Consider the following 17,872-nt stretch of genomic DNA (forward strand, 5'->3'; position numbering starts at 1 on the left):
TGGGAGTGCTCGCGTCACTCGATCGACCCGGAGAGCACGAGCACCCGGGCGTGGATCTGGTTGCGCTGCTGCAGGGCCGCGCGCAGGGCGCGGTGCAGGCCGTCCTCCAGGTAGAGCCCGCCGCTCCACTGCACCACGTGCGGGAAGAGGTCACCGTAGAAGGTGGAATCCTCGGCGAGGAGCTTGTCGAGCGCCAGCTCACGCTTGGTGGTGATCAACTGATCCAGGCGCAGCGGACGCGGCGGGATCTCCGCCCACTGCTTGAGCGTCAGGTTGTGCTCCGGATAGGGACGCCCGTCCCGGACCGCTCTGAAGATCACGACGGCACGCTCCCCTCCCCTGTGGCCGGGCCGACCAGACGGCGCCGTGCCGGGCCGCAGCGGGTACCGCACGGCGCAGCACCGATGACCGTGCCAGCCTAGCGGCCCAGCGCACGTCGCGTTCTGCTGCCTGATGTCAGTTTCGCTACCGCTCGTCCGTTCCGCACCTGGACGAACGGGACGAACACCTCAGCTCCACCGGCCTCGTCGTACCACCTCGTCCACTCCACGACGCCCTCTGCGCAGGGATGGTGACCGATGGTCGGGTGCCCGGTAACCAACTGTGATCGCACCGATGGGGTGGTATTCCGCCGGTACGCCGAACGCGTCCCGGTACGCGGCCAGCCGCTGCGGCGGAATGCCGAAGAAACACGCCCCCAGACCCTCGTCCACTGCCGTGAGAAGCATCAGCAGCGCGGCGAAGCCGGTGTCGACGTACCAGTAGGGCACCGGCCATCGGTCGGTGGACTGATCCGTCCAGCCCTTGTCCGACTCCGCGTAGCGCCGCAGGTAGGCCGACTCGTTCGCGTGTGGCACCACGATCAGCGGCGCCCGACGCATCCCCGCCAGCCAGCGCTCCCGCCCCCCACCCTCGGGAGTGGTGGCGGCCCAGAACCGCTCCCGGTCGGCGGCCTCCTCCAGCACCAGGAAGCCCCAACCCTGGGCGAAACCGGCCGACGGGGCCCGGACCGCGTGGTCGAGCAGCCGGTCCACCACGTCGGGCGGGACCGGACGGTCCGGGTCGTAGTTGCGCACCATCCGCCGCCGCCTGACGACCTCGGCGAACTCCATCCCGCTCCCCCTCGCCGGCCTGCTCAGGCCCCGGGCCGGATGCCCCAGGAACCCCGCCAGGTGCTGCCCGGCTTGAGCGTGAGCATGTCCCTACCGGACCGGAACGCGTCCGGCGGGCAGGTCATCGGCTCGATCGCCACCGAACGCCTGTGCCGCTCGCCGGTGAGGGCGTCGCCGGTGAAGACCTGCCACCAGCCGAACTCGGCATCCGCCCAGATGCTCACCCCGGACGAGCCGTCCGGCGCGGCAAGGCTCACCGAGGAGCCGCCGTCGGCGTCGCGGATGACATCACCGAAGCAGAGGTCCAGCACAGCCGCACCGATCCGGCGCGGGCTGGTCCAGTCGTACTCGGTGCCGGTCACCGGTGTCACCCCGACCGGCAGCAGCCGACCGTCCACAAGCACCCGGCTACGCGTCGGCATCCGCATGACCAGGTCGTCCACCGCGACACCCGGCAATTGCAGGTACGGGTGCACGGAGAAGCCGAACGGCGCCACCTCGGCACCGATGTTGGTCACCTCGTGCTCGGCGCGCAGACCGTCCGCGCCGACGCGCCACCGGCTGACCAGCCGCAGCGGCCACGGGTAGCCCGGCTGCGGCGGCAGGTCGTAGCCGACAGTCACCGTGTCCGCCGTCTGCTCCACCAGCTGCCACGGCACCCAGTTGACGAGCCCGTGGATGGCCACGTGCCGCTCCGGCTCGGTAAGCGCGAGCTGGTGCGTCCGGTCGGCGAACGGGTAGCGGCCATCCCGGATCCGATTTGGCCAGGGCGCCAGCACCTGCCCGGCGCAACCGGGGCAGACCTCGTCGGTGGCGTACCCGTCGAGCAGATCGACACCGTCCTGCCGGTACGTCCGCAGCCCGCCGCCCACCTCGACGATGACGGCCTCGTGGCCGGCGGCGGCGATGGTCCACTGGGCGCCGGAGAACGGGCGCTGGTCGGGGCTCTCCATGCCGGCGACCCTAACCGGTAACCGTCGGTCCCCGCTCGACACGGTCACGCCCGAGCGCCGCTCGACACCGTCACGACCGGTCACCGCTCGACGCTGTCGCGGCCCGGTAGCGCAGCAGCGCCGGGAAGACGAGCGCGAGCACCACCACGAGCACCGCCGAGGCGAGCCCGCCGGCCACCCAGGCGACCCCGCCACCGAACCCGGCGGCCATCGTGCCGGCCCGCAGGTCGCCCAGGCGCGGCCCGCCGGCCACCACCACCGTGTTGACGCCCTGGAGTCGACCACGCATCCGGTCCGGCGCGTAGATCAACAGCATCGACTGGCGCAGCACCGCGCTGACCAGGTCGGCGGCACCGGCCACAGCGAGCAGTACGACCATCAGCCAGAGGTGGTGGGCCAGCCCGGCGGCGGCGATCGCCAGGCCCCAGGCGACCACCGCGACCACCAGGCCGAGCCCCTGCCTGCGGAGTCGGCCGATCCAACCGGAGGTCAACCCGCCGATCATCGAGCCGATCGCGATGGCGGCGTAGAGCAGGCCCACCGCGCCACCACCGCCGAACCGTTCGTGCGCGATCTCCGGGAACAGCGCCCGCGGCATGGCCAGGATCATCGCGATCAGGTCCACCCCGAAGGAGAGCAGCAGCACGGGCGTGGTCGCCAGGTAGCGGAACCCGTCGACAACGCTTGCCAGGCCGGCACGGCGGGGCTCACCGTCGGCGGCGGGCTCGGGCGGCAGCGCGGGCAGGCGCAGCGCGGCCCAGAGCATCGCGGTGAACAGCACCGCGTCGACGCCGTACGCGATCGACAGGGCCAACCTGGTGTCCGTGGAGGCGGCGAGGATCAGGCCTGCGGCGAGCGGTCCGGCCACCGAGGCGGCGGTGAACGTCGTGTAGTTCAGGGTGGCGGCGGCCGGAACGAGGTTCTCCGGAACCAGCCGGGGCAGCATGGCGCTGCGGGCCGGCGAACTGATGGCGAACGCCACCGACTGCACCGCCATCAACGCCAGCAGCAGCACCGGGCTGCCGACATCCAGCAGCGCCTGGACCAGCAGACCGAGGGTGGACGCCCAGAGCAGCACCGACCCGCCGAGCAGCACCACCCGGCGGTCCCGGGCGTCGGCGATGGCCCCGCCCCACAGCCCGAAGATCAGCAGCGGCACGAAGGCCGCCACGCCCAGCAGACCGACCCACAACGAGTTCCTGGTCAGGGCGTACATCTCGACCGGCACCGCGACGGCGGTGAACTGGAAACCGAACATCGCCACGGTGTTGCCGAGCCAGAGCCGGCGGTACGCGGGCACACGCAGCGGACGTACGTCGATCGCCCAGCGGCCTGCTCCCCGCCGGGCCTCCTGCACACCCGTCACGGCGCCAGCCGCTCGACGATCCAGCTTCCGCCGCCACCGGGGGTGCCGCCGGGTGGCCCGTCGTCGGTGCGACGGAAGAGCAGCCTGTCGTGCAGCCGGCCGGCCCGGCCCTGCCAGAACTCCACCGAATCGGGCCGGACCCGCAGCCCACCCCAGTTCGGCGGAGGCGGGATGACCGCCTCGTCGGCGAACCGCTCGGCCACCTCCCGGTAGCGCTCCTCGATCGCGGCCCGGTCCGGCACCACCTGCGACTGCGGGCTGGCCCAGGCACCCAGTTGGGAGCCGCGCGGCCGACTGGCGAAGTACGCCTCGGTCACCGACGCCTCGACCGGGGTGACCCGGCCGGCGACGACCACCTGCCGCTGCATGGGAAACCACGGAAAGACCAGGCTGGCGTACGGATTCGCGGACGCCTCGACGCCCTTGCGCGAGAGATGGTTGGTGAAGAAGACGAAGCCCTCGGGGTCGTACCCCTTCAGCAGCACGGTCCGGCCGCTTGGCCGGCCGGCGGCGTCGGCCGTGCCCACCACCATCGCGTTCGGTTCGGGTAGCCCGAAGGCCACCGCGTCGGCGAACCAGCCGTCGAACTGGGTGTGCCAGTCGGCGGCCAGGTCAGCTTCGGTCAGGCCCAGCTCCGCGGCGTACTCGTTACGCATCGCGGACGGGGCGGGTGTGTCGCCCGTCACAACGTACTCCTTCTCGGCGGCCCTGTCGGCGCACCCCCGGCGCTGACCAGCCCGCACCGCACAGTCTCACCCGGCGGCAGCCGAAACGCGCATCCGGGGATGTCGCGTGCAGCACAGTCGCAGCGGGTCGCGTATCCAGTTACACAGCAGGCAAGATGTTCCGGACACATCCCTGAGGGTCGCCTAAGGCGCACGGCCGACCGGGCCGGATGAGCTGATCGGGCGCACCGAGCAGATCCAGGAGAGCGACATGGCCGATTTCAAACCCGGTCTGGAGGGCGTCATAGCCTTCGAGACCGAGATCGCCGAACCCGACCGTGAGGGCGGGGCGCTGCGCTATCGCGGGGTCGACATCGAGGATCTGATCGGGCAGGTCTCGTTCGGCAATGTGTGGGCGCTGCTTGTCGACGGCCGCTTCGGGCCGGGCCTGCCCCCGGCGGAGCCGTTCCCGGTGCCCGTGCACTCCGGTGACATCCGGGTCGACGTGCAGTCCGCGGTCGCCATGCTTGCCCCGTACTGGGGGCTCAACCAACTGCTTGACATCTCCGACGAGCAGGCCCGTGAGGACCTCGCCCGGGTCTCGGTGACCGCGCTCTCCTTCGTCGCCCAGTCCGCCCGGGGCCTCGGCCTGCCGGCGGTGCCGCAGAAGGAGATCGACAAGGCGCAGACGATCGTCGAGCGGTTCATGAAGCGCTGGCGCGGCGAGCCCGACCCCCGCCACGTCAAGGCCGTCGACGCGTACTTCATCTCGGCCGCCGAGCACGGCCTGAACGCCTCCACCTTCACCGCCCGGATCGTCGCCTCCACCGGGGCGGACGCCGCGGCGTGCATCTCCTCCGGCATCGGCGCCCTCTCCGGCCCGCTGCACGGCGGCGCGCCGTCCCGGGTGCTCAGCATGCTGGAGGCCGTGGAGCGCAGCGGCGACGCCGAGGGGTACGTCAAGGGTGTCCTCGACCGCGGCGAGCGGCTGATGGGCTTCGGCCACCGGGTCTACCGGGCCGAGGACCCGCGCGCCCGCGTGCTCCGGCGCACCGCCAAGGAGCTGGGCGCGCCGCGCTTCGAGATCGCCGAGGCGCTGGAGAAGGCGGCCCTGGCCGAGTTGCAGGCCCGCCGCCCCGACCGGGTGCTCGCCACGAACGTCGAGTTCTGGTCGGCCGTCGTGCTGGACTTCGCCGAGGTGCCTGCGCACATGTTCACGTCGATGTTCACATGCGCCCGGATGGGTGGCTGGAGCGCGCACATCCTGGAGCAGAAGCGCCTCCAGCGGCTGGTCCGCCCGTCCGCCCGTTACGTCGGCCCGGAGACCCGCAAGCCGTCCGACGTCGAAGGCTGGGCCGCCATCCCCCACGGCGTCTGAGGTGTAAGGAAGGGCCCCTTCTCAACGCCTGGCGCAGAGAAGGGGCCCCTTTTCAACGCCTGCTGTCAAGAAGGGGCCCTTCCTCGGGGCGGGTGGGGCTGAGTGTGTTGAAGGACTCAGGCCAGCCCCTGAGACCCTGGCCTCCACCGCTCAATCGGGGTGCGAGGATGGGGGCCGGCAGTGTCGCCGGGCCGCCCCCGCCCTTGTGGAAGGACCTTTACACCGTGGCTGACGCCCCGATCATCCGGATTCCCGACGAGATCAAGCCCGCTGACGGACGATTCGGCTGCGGCCCGTCCAAGGTCCGTCCGGCGGCCGTGTCCGCCCTCGCCGACGTGGCCACCAGTTACCTGGGCACCTCGCACCGGCAGAAGACGGTCCGCGATCAGGTAGCCCGGCTGCGCTCCGGCATCGCCGAGTTCTTCTCGCTGCCCGAGGGCTACGAGGTCGTGATCGGCAACGGCGGCACCACCGCGTTCTGGGAGGTCGCCACGTTCGGCCTCGTACGCGAGCGGGCGCAGTTCGCCAGCTTCGGCGAGTTCGGCGCCAAGTTCGCCAAGTCGGTCAAGGACGCCCCGTTCCTGGGCGAGCCGACCGTCCGCAAGGCCGACGCGGGCAGCGCGCCGACTTTTGTCGCCGAGAGCGGCGTGGACGTCTACGCCACTCCGCAGAACGAGACCTCGACAGGCGTGGCAGTGCCGATCAGCCGGGTCGCCGGCGCGGACGAGGGCTCGTTGCTGCTTGTCGACGCCACCTCCGGCGCCGGTGGCCTGGATGTCAACGTCGGCGAGACCGACGTCTACTACTTCGCACCGCAGAAGTGCTTCGGCTCCGACGGTGGCCTCTGGCTGGCCCTGATGTCGCCGGCCGCGCTGGACCGGGCCGCCGAGATCAAGGCGTCCGGGCGCTACATCCCGGCGTTCCTCGACCTGGTCACCGCGATCGACAACTCGCGGCTGGAGCAGACCTACAACACTCCGGCGCTGGCGACCATCTTCCTGGCCGCCGAGCAGACCGACTGGATGAACGCGCAGGGTGGCCTGGCCTGGGCAGCGAAGCGCACCGCGGAGAGCGCCGCGACGGTGTACGGCTGGGCGGAGCGGTCCACAGTGGCCACCCCGTTCGTGACCGACCCGGCACTGCGGTCCAACGTGGTCGCGACAATCGACTTCGCCGACGGGGTGGACGCCACCGCGATCGCGAAGGCGCTGCGCGCCAACGGCATCGTCGACACCGAGCCGTACCGCAAGCTGGGCCGCAACCAGCTGCGGGTGGCGCTGTTCCCGGCTGTCGAGCCGTCCGATGTCGAGGCGCTGACCGCCTCCATCGACTACGTGGTCGAACGCCTCTGACGATCGTCACGGTCGGTGTCGGTCGGAGCCTCGACCGACACCGACCGTGATCATCGCCGCAGCTCAGTCGCGACATGCGGGGTGTCGCTTCCCCCACCCCGTGGCAGATGCGCGTACGGTGTTCGGAGACGCCTGGGTGGCCGACTCGTGGCGTGCGGCCAGCGAAGCGGGACGGAGGCAACGCAATGCGCCCAGTACGCTTCGTCGCCCTCTCCGAGGACGGCCATGCTCTGGTTCTCGCCGACGAGGTCGGGCGACTGCTCGCCCTGCCGATCGACGAGCGGATCGCCGGTGCGCTGCACGCCGAGCCCGGTGCGCCGCCGCTCGCGGTGGCACCGAGTGCCGCCGACCCGATCCCCTCACTGTCCCCCCGGGACATTCAGGCCCGGATCCGCTCGGGTGAGTCCGCGGAGGACGTCGCCCGGATCGCCGGTGTGCCTGTCGACCGGGTGCTGCGCTACGCAGGCCCGGTGCTGCAGGAGCGGGCGATGCTCGCCCAGCACGCCCGTCGCACCCGGCTCAAGGGCGCGGAGAAGCCCACGCCACTCGCCGAGGTGGTCAACGGTCGGCTGAGCCAGCACGGCATCGACACCGAGAAGATCTCCTGGGACGCATACCGGCGCGACGACGGCACGTGGCGGATCATCGCCACCTGGCCGTCCGGCAAGGCCACCGCGCAGGCCATCTGGGATCTCGACAAGACCCGGCAGGCGGTCACGCCGCACGACGACATGGCGCAATATCTGTGCGCCGAGCGGCCCACGCCGATCCTCGGCCAGGAGCCGGCACCGGAGCGGGGCGGGCACGCCCTGCCCGGTCCGTCACGTGGTGAGCCGAGCCGTGGTGGGCACGGGTTGCCGGCGGCGTCCGAGCACCCCCGCCCCGGTCGGGACCCGATCCGGGCCGGGCGGGACGCCCTGCTCGCCTCACTGGACCGTCCGCTCGGCTCCTCGTCGGGTCGTGGCCTGGAACCGCGTACACCGGCTGCTCTGGCCGGGTCGGACGCCCCCCGGCAGCGGCCGGTCGGCGGCGGTGCCGCCGCGCTCCTCGGTGGTGGCCAGGGTTCGGCCTTCGACGACGACGCGGACGCGCCCAAGGAGGTCCCGGCCGTGCCGTCGCTTGCGGTGCTGCGGCCCCGACGGACCGGTGCCGCCGCGGCGGCCGGTGGCGAGTCCACCGACGCCAGCGGCAAGCCGCGTAAGCGGCTGCCGAGCTGGGACGACGTCCTCTTCGGCAGCGGCCCGGCGGCGCGCGAGTCTTCCTGACGTTCCGCGTTGACGGGTGGCGATCCGCCGCCGGTCGACGCGGGGCCGCGCGACCCCACCCACCGAATGCGACGTACGTACGCTCGCCGCCGGCCTCGGTTCACAGGGGCCAGGCGGCGAGGCGTTCGTAGCGCGGGCCGGGGTGGCTGCTCACCAGGAGCAGTTCGTTGGCCGGCCATTCCGGCCCCTGGTAGTCGTCGAGGGTGACCCGGTCGGCCTCGATGTCGGCCGGTGCCATCCGGTCGCCGGGGCGGGCGATGGTCAGGTGCGCCCGGAAGGGCTTCTCGTCATACGGCAGCCCGGCGTGCCGCAACCGGTCCCGGGTCAGCCGGGCCAGTGTCCGCAACGCCTCGACGTCACCTCGCACATCGGTCCAGAGCACTGTGCGCCGGCCATCGCCGAACAGGCCTCCGCCGCCGAGCCGCAGCCGGGGCGGGTTGTCCTGACCGTCGCGGAACCGTTCGGCGGCCAGCCCTAGGGCGCTGAAGACCTCGACCAGCCGGGCGGCCTCGACCTCGCCGAGGAATGCCACTGTGAGGTGGAGGTTGGCCGGGTCGGCGAGCCGGACCGGGGTGCCGGCGGCAGCCGCCGCACCGACCCGCAGGCCGGCGACCCACGCGCCGAGGTGGGTGACCGCCTCGGCCGGCGGGTAGACAGCGACGAAGAGCCGCAACGACGAACCGTTCAGCGGTGCCGTTGACGGTGCCCGGCGCGGGCCGCCGGGAGGGTCAGGCCTGCGGCGTGCAGCACACCTTCGACGCGTACGCGTTCGATCTCCTGGTCGACGCCGCTCAGCTCGGCGAGGTGCTCGGTGATGCCGAGGGCGCGGCAGGCCAGCCGGAGCCGGTCGTCGTACGCCTGGACCACCCCCGCGTACCAGACCATGGACCGGCCGCTGCTGCCCAGCCGTTGGCCGCCGAGGCGGCGCAGGTCGGCGGCGAGTTGCTCCAGAGGACGCCGGTCGGTGCGATCGAAATCGCTGAGGTCGATGTCCCGCGTCAGCGAGTCGGCTTCGACGGCGCGGTCGAGGCGGGCGATCGTGCGTCGTTCGCGACGGCGCTCGCGCCACTCCGACCAGCCGCAGACCACCCGGTCGAGGATCTCGTCGGCGCAGAAGAGCAGGGCGAACACCGCCGGGAGGCTGGCCACGGCGAGGAACGCCAGGGTCAGCATCAGCGCGCGTTCGGCTCCCACATATCGACGCTAAGCCCCGTCGTGCCACCCCGCCAGCGATTTGGCCGCATCCGCACGATCCGCAGATCGGGACTCACGTCGGCGCCCCGGGTCGGCGACGGCCCCCTCCTCGACGGGTTTCGAGAGGAAGGGGCCGTTGTCGGACGCGCTCAGCTGTTGGCGGAGACGACGTAGAAGCGGGGCATCGGCAGCACCCGGAAGCGCACCCGGGCACCGGAGCGGCGCAGTTGCCAGGTGAGCGCGATCAGGGCGGTGGTCAGCGAGATCAGCCCACCCATCCAGATGCTCGCGCCGGCACCGAAGTGCTCCGCGACCCAGCCGATAAGCGGTGCGCCGACCGGGTTGGTGCCCAGGAACACAAGCACCCACAGGGCCATCACCCGACCCCGGAAGGCGGCGTCCACGCCGAGCTGGACGCGCTGGTTGGCGGCCTGGGCGAAGAACACCATGAAGAAACCGGTGGGCACCAGCAGTGCCACGACCAGCCAGTACGTCGACGCGAAGCCGACGAGGGTGCCGAAGCTGGCGCAGGCGATGGCCGCACCGAGCACCAGCCAGACCGACGGGCGGCTGCGCCGGCCGGTGCCGCTGAGTGCGCCACCGAGTGCGCCGACCGCCAGCGCGGTGCTGAACAGGCCGAAGGAGGCGGCACCGGTGTGGAAGACCGTCTTGGCCAGCGCGGCAAGGGTGAGCTGGAAGTTGAACAGCGACATGCCGATCACCGACATCACCGCCATCGGCAGCAGCAGGTCCGGGCGACGCCACACATACCGCAGCCCGTCGACAACCCGGGCGGGCGCCCGTTCGTCGCGCGGCAGCAGCGCGTCTCGGTGCAGCTCGGCCGTCCGCATCCGGACCACGTTGACAAGCGGCGCGATCGAGCTGAGCGCGGTGAAGAGGAACACCGGGCCCACGTCGAAGGCGGCGATGGCCAGGCCGGCGACGGCCGGGCCGACGATCCGGGCGGAGTTGAAGACGGCCGCGTTCAGCGACAGCGCGTTGGGCAGCAGCGGCGTGCCGACCAGTTCGGAGACGAACGCCTGGCGGACCGGGGTCTCCACGGCGTTGGCGGTGCCGAGCAGCGCGGCGAACGCGAAGACGTGCCAGAGCTGCACCATGTCGGTGAGGACCAGCATTGCCATGCCGAGCGCCAGCACGGTCCAGAACGCGTTGGCGGCGAAGAGCAGCACCCGTTTGTCGTACCGGTCGGCGAGCCGGCCGGAGAGCAGCGTGAGCAGCAGCACCGGAGTGAACTGAAGTGCGGTCACCACACCGAGGGCGGTGGCCGAGTTGTCGGAGAGCTCGAGGACCAGCCAGTCCTGGGCGATGAACATCATCCAGACGCCGATCAGTTTGATCAGCTGCCCGGACGCGAAGAGCCGGTAGTTGCGGACCTGTAGGGACTGGAACATCGTGCTCAGCTTGGCCTGCACTCTTGGTGCGCCTCCTTGGACGTACGCGTCATCGACACGTGACGGCACGGCCCGGTGGCGCGGGCGCGGGCTCAGGCGCGAGCGAGCTGCTGGAGAATCCCGGCGGCCCTGAGCAGGGTCTCCCGTTCGTCCTCGTCGAGCGCGGCCAGCCGGTGGGCCAGCCATTCGTCGCGGGCCCGCTCGAACTGGTCGAGCACGGCCTGCCCTCCTTCGGTCGCCGCGAGGATGACCTGCCGGCCGTCGGTCGGGTGGGGGGTCCGCTGCACGAGGCCGCGCTCCTCCAACTTCGCAACGATCTTGGTCATCGTCGGCGGCTGCACCCGTTCGACCTCGGCCAGTTCCCGGGGCGTCATCGCACCCGCCAGCCGGAGGCTGGTGAGCGCGGAGACCTGGGTGACCGTGAGGTCGCCGACCGGCCGGGCCCGTCGGACCCTCCGGTTGAGTCGGGTGATCGCATCACGCAACTGGGGAGCCAGTTGCGCCGGTGGCACGCGTTCCGCCGTCACCGTCCGCTCCGTCACGATAGTTAGCTTAACTAATGAGCCTGGCTAACGACATCCGTTATGACCAGGCTCACGAGGACATTGGGGCTGTTTCGGACGGGGAATCCGGAGGGATCCCCCGCCCGAACGCGTCAGAGCACCAAAGACTCGATGGGCCCACGCAGGAAATACAGCACGAACAGCGCGGCCACCCCGTACAGCAGCGGGTGGATTTCTCGGGCCTTGCCCTTGGCCAGCTTGACCACCACGAACGTGATCAGACCAGCACCGATCCCGTTGGAGATCGAGTAGGTGAACGGCATCAACACGATGGTGAGGAACGCCGGAATGGCGATCTCGTAGTCGGACCAGTCGATCGTCCGCACCGCCGTCATCATCAGGAAGCCGACCACCACCAGGGCCGTCGAGGCCGCCTCGAACGGCACGACCACCACAAGCGGCGCCAGGAACATCGCCAGCAGGAAGAGGACGCCGGTGACCAGGTTGGCCGCGCCGGTCCGGGCACCCTCCGCGACACCTGCGGCACTCTCGACGTACGACGTGTTGCTGGACGTGCTGGCAGCACCACCGGCCGCAGCCGCGATCGAGTCGACGAGCAGGATCTGCTTCGCCCTCGGCGGAGTGCCCTCCTTGTCGAGCAGGTCACCCTCCTGCCCCACCGCGACCATCGTGCCCATGGTGTCGAAGAAGTCCGTGATCAGCAGAGTGAAGACGAACATCAGCACGACAAGCCAGCCGGCCCGGCCCCACGAGTCGAGCACGTTGAACTTGCCGAGCAGCGACAGGTCCGGCATGTCCACGACCGTCTTCGGCAACTCCGGCACGTTCAGCGACCAGCCCTTCGGGTTGGGCTGACCGTTGACGAACGACGGGCCGATGTTGCCGACGGCCTCCACGATCACCGCGAGCACCGTGGACGCGAAGATGCCGATCAGGATCGCGCCCTTCACCCGTCGCACCACGAGCACCAGGGTGACCAGCAGGCCCACCACGAAGACCAGCATCGGCCAGCTCACCAGCTTGCCGCCGATACCCAGACCGACAGGCACCGTGGTGTTGGCGTCGTCCGGGATCCGCCTGACGAACCCGGCGTCCACCAGGCCGATGATGGTCAGGAAGAGACCGATTCCGACGCCGATCGCTGTCTTCATCTGGGTAGGCACCGAGCGGAACACGGCGGTCCGCAGGCCGGTCAACACCAACACCCCGATGATCACACCCTCGATCACCACGAGGCCCATCGCGTCGGCCCAGGTCATCTCGGGCGCGATCTCGTACGCCACAAGGGCGTTGACACCCAGGCCGGCGGCGAGCGCCAGCGGGAACCGGCCGACCACCCCCATCAGGATCGTCATCAGACCGGCGACCAACGCGGTCGCCGCGGCCAGCGCGGGAATCGGGAGGGACTTTCCGTCACCGTCGACGGCACCGCCGAGGATCAGCGGGTTGAGCACCACGATGTACGCCATCGTGAAGAAGGTCGCCAGACCACCGCGTACTTCACGGCTCAGCGTTGAGCCACGGGCGGAAATCTCAAAAAAGCGGTCAAAGCCGTTACGCGGTTGAGCGGGGGCGGGAGGTGTGCCGTTCTCGGGCGGCAATACTGCCATCAGGTCCTCGCAGGTGATCTTCCGGTTTGACGCGGGCATCGTCCCAGATCACCGGCAGGCAGGGGAAGTAGATCGCGTACGCTTGCCGGGTGCCGAACGACCAGCAACCGCGGCCCGCGCCGCTGGACCCGCCGATGGTGCCGTTCGCCGTCGCCGGGTTGATCGGCTGGGCGGTCGCCGGGCTGATCCTGCTCGTGTTCTTCCGCGGCTGGCTGACCGAGCACGACCACCAGAACTGGCTCTGGACCTGCCTGGCCGGTTTCCTGTGGGGCTTTCCCGGCCTCGCCGTGATGATGCGGCACGACGCCAACCGACGTCGCCGCCGAGCGGGCTGACCTCAGCCGCCCGCCCCGGCACCGGCGCGAACGGTCAGGGGTGCCCGTACGGCTCCGCCGGCTCAGCGGACTCCACCGAACCAGGCGCGCGGCTCACCGACATGGCCTCCACCGCGCTGTCGTCGTACACCGTCGGAAGATCGTCGACCGCGGACTCGGCGGCCTCGATAAGCGTCTCGGAGTGGGCGCCGCAACCGTGGTCGGCGCTCACCACCCGGCCGTCGTCGGGGGCGTAGAAGTTGCCGCACGCACCGAACGCCAGACGCATCGCACCGGCCAGCGGCAGGTAGAAGCCGCAGGTGCCGCAGCGGGCGGCGGCCGGAGCAGCGGTGGAAATGGCCGCGGTGGGACCGTGGTCGCCGTCATACCAGCGCTGTGCCGCGTCGGCGCGCCCCTCCCGGGACAGCACCCGGGGCCGGCCGAGGCCCAACTCCCAGGCCGTCTCCTCGACCGCCGGGTCGTCGGAGAGCAGATAGCCGGGAGCCAGCCGCTCGTCCTCAGGTGAGGTCGGCAGCAGGTCACCCGGGCCGAGATCGCCCGGCTTGAGCCGCTCCTGCCAGGGCAGCCAGCCGGGCGCGAGCAGCGCGTCCGAGCCGGGCAGCAGCACCGTCTCGCAGATGGTCACCGTCCGGCTGCGCGGCACCCGGGTCACGGTGACCGCCCAGCGCCAGCCCTGGTAGCCGGCGAGGCGACAGTCAAAGTAGTGGGTGACCAGCCGATCACCCTCGGCCACAACCTGCAGGTGGTCGCCGACATCATCGGCACCCACCTCGGTGATGCCGGCGCGGGCCGCCTCGACGGCGGCGGCGCAGACCTGGTCAAGGCGGGCGGCACGGGTGGAGACGGGCCTGGTCACCCAACCATTGTTCCTCATGCGCCCCGCACGGGTGACAGGGACTCCCGGGGAACCTTTCACCGCAGTGGTGCGGCGTACGCGCAGCGGATGGGCGAGGATGGTGCACATGCCGCCGTACACCCGCTCCGGGCGATCCGTCCTCGGGCGGACCGTCGGCACCGGCATTCGGGCCATCCGCCTTCTTCTGCGTGGTTCGGTTGGCAGCGGACGCTGGGTGACCCGCCGCGCCGGCCTAGCCCGGACCCGGGGGGCCGGCGGCGAGGTCGGCATGGTCCGCCTGTTCGACCTGCACGCTGTCTCCTGCGCGGGCGACACCCTGATCGCCATCGGCCTGGCCGGGACGATCTTCTTCAACGTGCCGCTCGGCGAGGCCCGCAGCAAGGTCGCGCTCTACCTGCTGGTGACGATGGTTCCGTTCGCGATGCTCGCCCCCGTGGTGGGCCCGCTGCTTGACCACTTCCGGCACGGCCGGCGCTACGCCCTGGCCGCCACAATGCTCGGCCGGGCATTCCTGGCCTGGCTGATCTCGGACTACATCCACGGCTTCGGGCTCTATCCGGCCGCGTTCGGGGTGCTCGCGCTGTCCCGGGCGTACGGCGTGGCCCGGTCCGCTGCCGTGCCCCGACTGCTGCCGGCAGGGCTCGGCCTCTCCCAGGTGGGCGCACGAGCAAGTGTCTACGGCACGGTGGCGGGCGCACTCGTGGCGCCCATCGGGCTCGCCGCGTTCTGGTTTGGGCCGCAGTGGCCGCTGCGCGTCGCGTCGGTGATCTTCCTGGTCGGCATGGTCATCTCGCTGCGGCTGCCTCCGAAGGCGGATTCGGAGCCACCGGAGCGCGTCCCCCGACCGCTGCGGGCTCTGGGCCGGCGACGGGGCGACCGGCCGCTGGGCCGCGGCCGTCCGGCCGGCCGGCTGGTGATCGCCAGCCTGATCGGCGCCGCGACCCTACGCGCGTTGTACGGCTTCCTGCTGCTCTTCCTCGCCTTCGCGATCAAGAAGGGCGACCTGGACACCGAGATGTTCGGCCGGGACCTGGGCGCCGAGTGGGCGCTGGGGCTGGTCGGTGCCGCGCTCGCCGTGGGCAGCTTCCTTGCCACCGCGGTCGGCACCCGCCTGCGCATCCACCGGCCGACCGCCATCCAGTCCAGCAGCATGATCATCGTGGCCGGGGTGGGTGTGCTCGCCGTCATCCAGTTCTCACTGCTGATGGTGGCCCTGCTCTGCCTGGTCACCGCGCTGGTCAGCGGCGTGGCCAAGCTGGCCGTGGACGCCTCGATCCAGGAGCGCATCCCGGAGCGGCTGCGGGCCAGTTCGTTCGCCCATTCCGAGACGGTGCTGATGCTCGCCTTCGTCGTCGGCGGTGGGCTCGGGCTGGTCCCGTTCGACGGTCGCACCGGCATCGCGGTCGCCGCCGGCGTTGGTGTCCTGGCCGCCGCCCGAGGGGTGCTGGTCGCCACCCGGCTGCGCGCCGAGAAGCTGGCCGGCCGGCCACTTGGTGACGACGAGTTGGCAGAGGACGAGACGGCCGACGAGCCCACGACTCCGAGCGACGCCGCCCCCACCTCACCGGCACCCGCGCAGGCCAGTTCGCCGCAGTACGAAGACCCCGGGCTCGCCCCGCCGGGCTACCACATCTACCGCCCATCCTCGGCCGTCGGCGGCCCCGGAAGCGGCGCGGACGACGAAACCCGCCGAGAGTCCCCCGGGCCTCTCTCGTGACCGGGCTGCTCGTGGTGACTGCGGTGCCGGCCGAGGCCGACGCGGTGCGGGCGGGCCTGACGGACGCCACCGTGACCGTCGCCCCGGTCGGGGTCGGCCCCGCCGTGGCCGGCGCCGCCACCGCCCGGCTGCTGGCGCTGGCCGAGGCGGCCCGACGTCCGTACCGTGCCGTGGTCAGCGCCGGCGTGGCCGGCGGCTTCACCGGCCGCGCCGCCGTCGGCGACATCGTGCTCGGCACCGCAAGCGTCGCCGCAGACCTCGGAGCCGAATCACCCGAGGGCTTCATCCCCGTCGACGAGCTGGGCATGCCGCCCGCGCTGCTCGGCGGCGGCAGCGTGGTGCCGGCCGACCCACAGTTGCTGGCGGCGCTGCGGGCAGCCCTGCCCGCCGCCACGACAGGTCCGGTCCTCACGGTCAGCACGGTCACCGGCACCGCCGCCAGCACCGAGGAGCTACGCCGCCGCCATCCGACCGCCGTGGCCGAGGCCATGGAGGGGTACGGAGTGGCGGTCGCCGCCGCGCAGGCCGGTGTGCCCTTCGTCGAGCTGCGCACCATCTCCAACCCGATAGGCCCTCGCGACCGCGACGCCTGGCGCCTGCACGAGGCCCTCACCGCCCTGACCGAGGCGGCCTCAGCACTGCGCTGACCTGGCTGCGTCGACGCCGCCGGCTCGGGCTCGACCGTAGGGCCGCCTCCCCCGCGCTCAACCGTGACGCGGCGGCACTGCGTTCAACCGTGACGCGGCGGCACTGCGTTCAGCCGTGCGGCGGCGGCCTTTGCATTCAGCCGTGCGGCGGTGGCTTTGCGTTCAGCCGTGCGGCGGTGGCTTTGCGTTCAGCCGTAGGCTCGCCAAGGGCCGAACCGCAGTGCGGCAGGCCTGCGGGACTCGATCCAGAAACCGCAGGCCAGCAGCAGTTCGACGCCGAAGCCCTCGGCAACGCCCGCCGCGTCCTCGATCCCCGCCTCGCGCATCTCGGTGACCAGGGCCGTCACCAGCCGACGCCCGAGCCCCAGCCGTCGGTACCGAGCAGCGACGAGGACTCCGTCGAGCACCATCTCCCGCTCCGGCATGCCCGGATGCCACTCCCCGTATTCGAGCTGCGGGCTCCGCTCGTGCGCCCGCAGCTCACCGACCAGTTCCCCGTCGGGTAGCTCGGCGAGGAACCGCCAACAGGTGGCCGGCAGGTTGTCGCCGGTGAACCGCCGCACCTGAACCGTGCGCCGAACCTCCGCACCCCAGCGCCGGTTGTCCCGGTAGCGACGGTTCAGCTCGTAGGCAGCCGGCGGCAACGGAAGCGGATATCGCTCGGGCGGCAACCGGTACCACTCCGCCCACCAGGCACCCGGCCAGTCCCGGGGCTCGTGGACCTCCCAAACGTCCAGGTGGGCCGGATACCTCCGCCCTGCCTCGTCCCGCATGTCGTCGTGGGGGACCAGCGTCGGCACGGTCGTAGTGGGGGTGCTTGACGGCACGCCGACGGCCACCTCCCCGCCTGCCGCCTGGACGAGCCGCTCCACAGTCCGGAACCGGGGATCAACCGATCGTCCCGACTCGATCCGCGCCAGCGTCGGCTGGGGCACCCCGGATTTCTCGGCCAACTCCCGCTGACTCAGATCAGCCCGACGACGCAGCGCCCGAAGCATCCTGCCGACGTCGGTGCGGCGAGCCCCGTCGGTGCCGCCACTCCCGTCGGCGCCGCCAGCCCCGTCGATGCCGCCAGCCCCGTCGGTGCGGTCAGGCCCGTCGGTGCGGTCAGGCCCGTCGGTGCGGTCAGCCCCGTCGATGCGGTCAGTCCCGTCGGTGCGGTCAGCCCCGTCGGTGCGGTCAGTCGCCTCACTCACAGGCCGATCGTCCCCGCTGGTCAGCGAGCTATCAACACCCTTGCCGAGGGCTGTGGATAACGCTGTGGATAACAGCCTGGGGCGGTGGATGACCCACTCCACAGTCCCTTTGGAGCTGAATCGTTTACGACATCACCCACGGGAACCCAGCCTGATTCGTTTGCGACATCAGCTCCAAAGGGAGCCGAGGTGGGCAGGTGGCCGAGTCGGGAAGGCGTGCACTTACGCCGAGCGGAGGGCGGGCGCCAAGCGGAAGGCGGGCGGCGGGCGGACGGCGGCGGGCACGCGGG

General features: G+C 71.5%; 18 protein-coding genes. 6 read left to right on the forward strand and 12 right to left on the reverse strand.

Going from position 1 to position 17,872, the window contains the following annotated elements; genetic code table 11:
• Window positions 1–14: 14 nt before the first annotated feature.
• From ACFY2Q_RS00865 to pdxH, 5 genes are all read right to left on the reverse strand, one after another.
• Window positions 15–320: a type II toxin-antitoxin system VapB family antitoxin gene (locus ACFY2Q_RS00865; protein ID WP_387126257.1), complete on the reverse strand. Its 306-nt coding sequence runs from the start codon at window positions 318–320 to the stop codon at window positions 15–17.
• A 189-nt stretch (window positions 321–509) separates the two neighbouring features.
• Window positions 510–1,112 (reverse strand): nitroreductase family protein, encoded by a 603-nt coding sequence (locus ACFY2Q_RS00870; RefSeq protein WP_387126259.1) that lies wholly within the window; start codon window positions 1,110–1,112, stop codon window positions 510–512.
• A gap of 23 nt (window positions 1,113–1,135) precedes the next feature.
• Window positions 1,136–2,065 (reverse strand): aldose 1-epimerase family protein, encoded by a 930-nt coding sequence (locus tag ACFY2Q_RS00875; protein WP_387126261.1) that lies wholly within the window; start codon window positions 2,063–2,065, stop codon window positions 1,136–1,138.
• 70 nt (window positions 2,066–2,135) lie between these two features.
• Window positions 2,136–3,431, reverse strand: coding sequence for an MFS transporter (locus tag ACFY2Q_RS00880; protein ID WP_387126262.1), 1,296 nt, complete (start codon window positions 3,429–3,431; stop codon window positions 2,136–2,138).
• Window positions 3,428–4,087 carry a pyridoxamine 5'-phosphate oxidase gene (gene pdxH / locus ACFY2Q_RS00885; RefSeq protein ID WP_387127516.1) on the reverse strand — a complete coding sequence of 220 codons (660 nt, stop codon included), beginning with the start codon at window positions 4,085–4,087 and terminating at the stop codon, window positions 3,428–3,430. Before pdxH ends, ACFY2Q_RS00880 begins: the two co-directional genes overlap by 4 nt.
• 280 nt (window positions 4,088–4,367) lie before the next feature.
• Here pdxH and ACFY2Q_RS00890 point away from each other — a divergent pair, with 280 nt between their 5' ends.
• The 3 genes from ACFY2Q_RS00890 to sepH all read left to right on the forward strand — a co-directional run bounded on the left by ACFY2Q_RS00890 (window position 4,368) and on the right by sepH (window position 8,091).
• Window positions 4,368–5,474, forward strand: coding sequence for a citrate synthase 2 (locus tag ACFY2Q_RS00890; RefSeq protein ID WP_387126264.1), 1,107 nt, complete (start codon window positions 4,368–4,370; stop codon window positions 5,472–5,474).
• Window positions 5,475–5,698: 224 nt separating this feature from the next.
• Window positions 5,699–6,826, forward strand: a complete 1,128-nt coding sequence (gene serC / locus ACFY2Q_RS00895; protein WP_387126266.1) for a phosphoserine transaminase — start codon at window positions 5,699–5,701, stop codon at window positions 6,824–6,826.
• A gap of 185 nt (window positions 6,827–7,011) precedes the next feature.
• Window positions 7,012–8,091, forward strand: a complete 1,080-nt coding sequence (gene sepH / locus ACFY2Q_RS00900) for a septation protein SepH (protein ID WP_387126268.1) — start codon at window positions 7,012–7,014, stop codon at window positions 8,089–8,091.
• 100 nt (window positions 8,092–8,191) lie between these two features.
• Here sepH and thpR read toward each other — a convergent pair whose 3' ends face one another.
• The 5 genes from thpR to ACFY2Q_RS00925 form a co-directional block, all read right to left on the reverse strand.
• On the reverse strand, window positions 8,192–8,764 hold the full coding sequence (gene thpR, locus ACFY2Q_RS00905) for an RNA 2',3'-cyclic phosphodiesterase (protein WP_387126270.1): 573 nt from the start codon (window positions 8,762–8,764) through the stop codon (window positions 8,192–8,194).
• Window positions 8,765–8,775: 11 nt separating this feature from the next.
• Entirely contained in the window at window positions 8,776–9,285 is a 510-nt protein-coding gene (locus tag ACFY2Q_RS00910) for a hypothetical protein (protein ID WP_387126272.1), read from the reverse strand.
• A gap of 149 nt (window positions 9,286–9,434) precedes the next feature.
• Window positions 9,435–10,718: an MFS transporter gene (locus ACFY2Q_RS00915; protein ID WP_387126274.1), complete on the reverse strand. Its 1,284-nt coding sequence runs from the start codon at window positions 10,716–10,718 to the stop codon at window positions 9,435–9,437.
• 71 nt (window positions 10,719–10,789) lie between these two features.
• The gene (locus tag ACFY2Q_RS00920; protein ID WP_387126276.1) at window positions 10,790–11,239 is read right to left on the reverse strand and encodes a MarR family winged helix-turn-helix transcriptional regulator; all 450 of its coding nucleotides are present in this window, start codon (window positions 11,237–11,239) and stop codon (window positions 10,790–10,792) included.
• 113 nt (window positions 11,240–11,352) lie between these two features.
• Complete coding sequence (locus ACFY2Q_RS00925; protein ID WP_387126278.1) at window positions 11,353–12,831, reverse strand: NCS2 family permease; 1,479 nt, start codon at window positions 12,829–12,831, stop codon at window positions 11,353–11,355.
• A 134-nt stretch (window positions 12,832–12,965) separates the two neighbouring features.
• On the opposite strand from ACFY2Q_RS00925, the gene ACFY2Q_RS00930 reads away from it, so the two are divergent.
• Window positions 12,966–13,166 (forward strand): DUF2530 domain-containing protein, encoded by a 201-nt coding sequence (locus ACFY2Q_RS00930; protein ID WP_387127518.1) that lies wholly within the window; start codon window positions 12,966–12,968, stop codon window positions 13,164–13,166.
• A gap of 34 nt (window positions 13,167–13,200) precedes the next feature.
• On the opposite strand, the gene ACFY2Q_RS00935 is transcribed toward ACFY2Q_RS00930, so the two are convergent.
• The gene (locus tag ACFY2Q_RS00935) at window positions 13,201–14,130 is read right to left on the reverse strand and encodes a DUF3027 domain-containing protein (protein ID WP_387126280.1); all 930 of its coding nucleotides are present in this window, start codon (window positions 14,128–14,130) and stop codon (window positions 13,201–13,203) included.
• On the opposite strand from ACFY2Q_RS00935, the gene ACFY2Q_RS00940 reads away from it, so the two are divergent.
• Window positions 14,129–15,739, forward strand: coding sequence for an MFS transporter (locus tag ACFY2Q_RS00940; RefSeq protein ID WP_387126282.1), 1,611 nt, complete (start codon window positions 14,129–14,131; stop codon window positions 15,737–15,739). The genes ACFY2Q_RS00935 and ACFY2Q_RS00940 overlap by 2 nt on opposite strands.
• Window positions 15,736–16,386, forward strand: a complete 651-nt coding sequence (locus ACFY2Q_RS00945; protein WP_387126285.1) for a futalosine hydrolase — start codon at window positions 15,736–15,738, stop codon at window positions 16,384–16,386. The genes ACFY2Q_RS00940 and ACFY2Q_RS00945 overlap by 4 nt, the downstream gene beginning before the upstream one ends.
• 188 nt (window positions 16,387–16,574) lie before the next feature.
• On the opposite strand, the gene ACFY2Q_RS00950 is transcribed toward ACFY2Q_RS00945, so the two are convergent.
• Window positions 16,575–17,582: a helix-turn-helix domain-containing protein gene (locus ACFY2Q_RS00950; RefSeq protein ID WP_387126288.1), complete on the reverse strand. Its 1,008-nt coding sequence runs from the start codon at window positions 17,580–17,582 to the stop codon at window positions 16,575–16,577.
• Between the last annotated feature and the right edge of the window lie 290 nt (window positions 17,583–17,872).

The sequence above is a fragment of the Micromonospora sp. NPDC000316 genome (assembly GCF_042898885.1).
In the GTDB taxonomy this organism is placed as follows: domain Bacteria; phylum Actinomycetota; class Actinomycetes; order Mycobacteriales; family Micromonosporaceae; genus Micromonospora.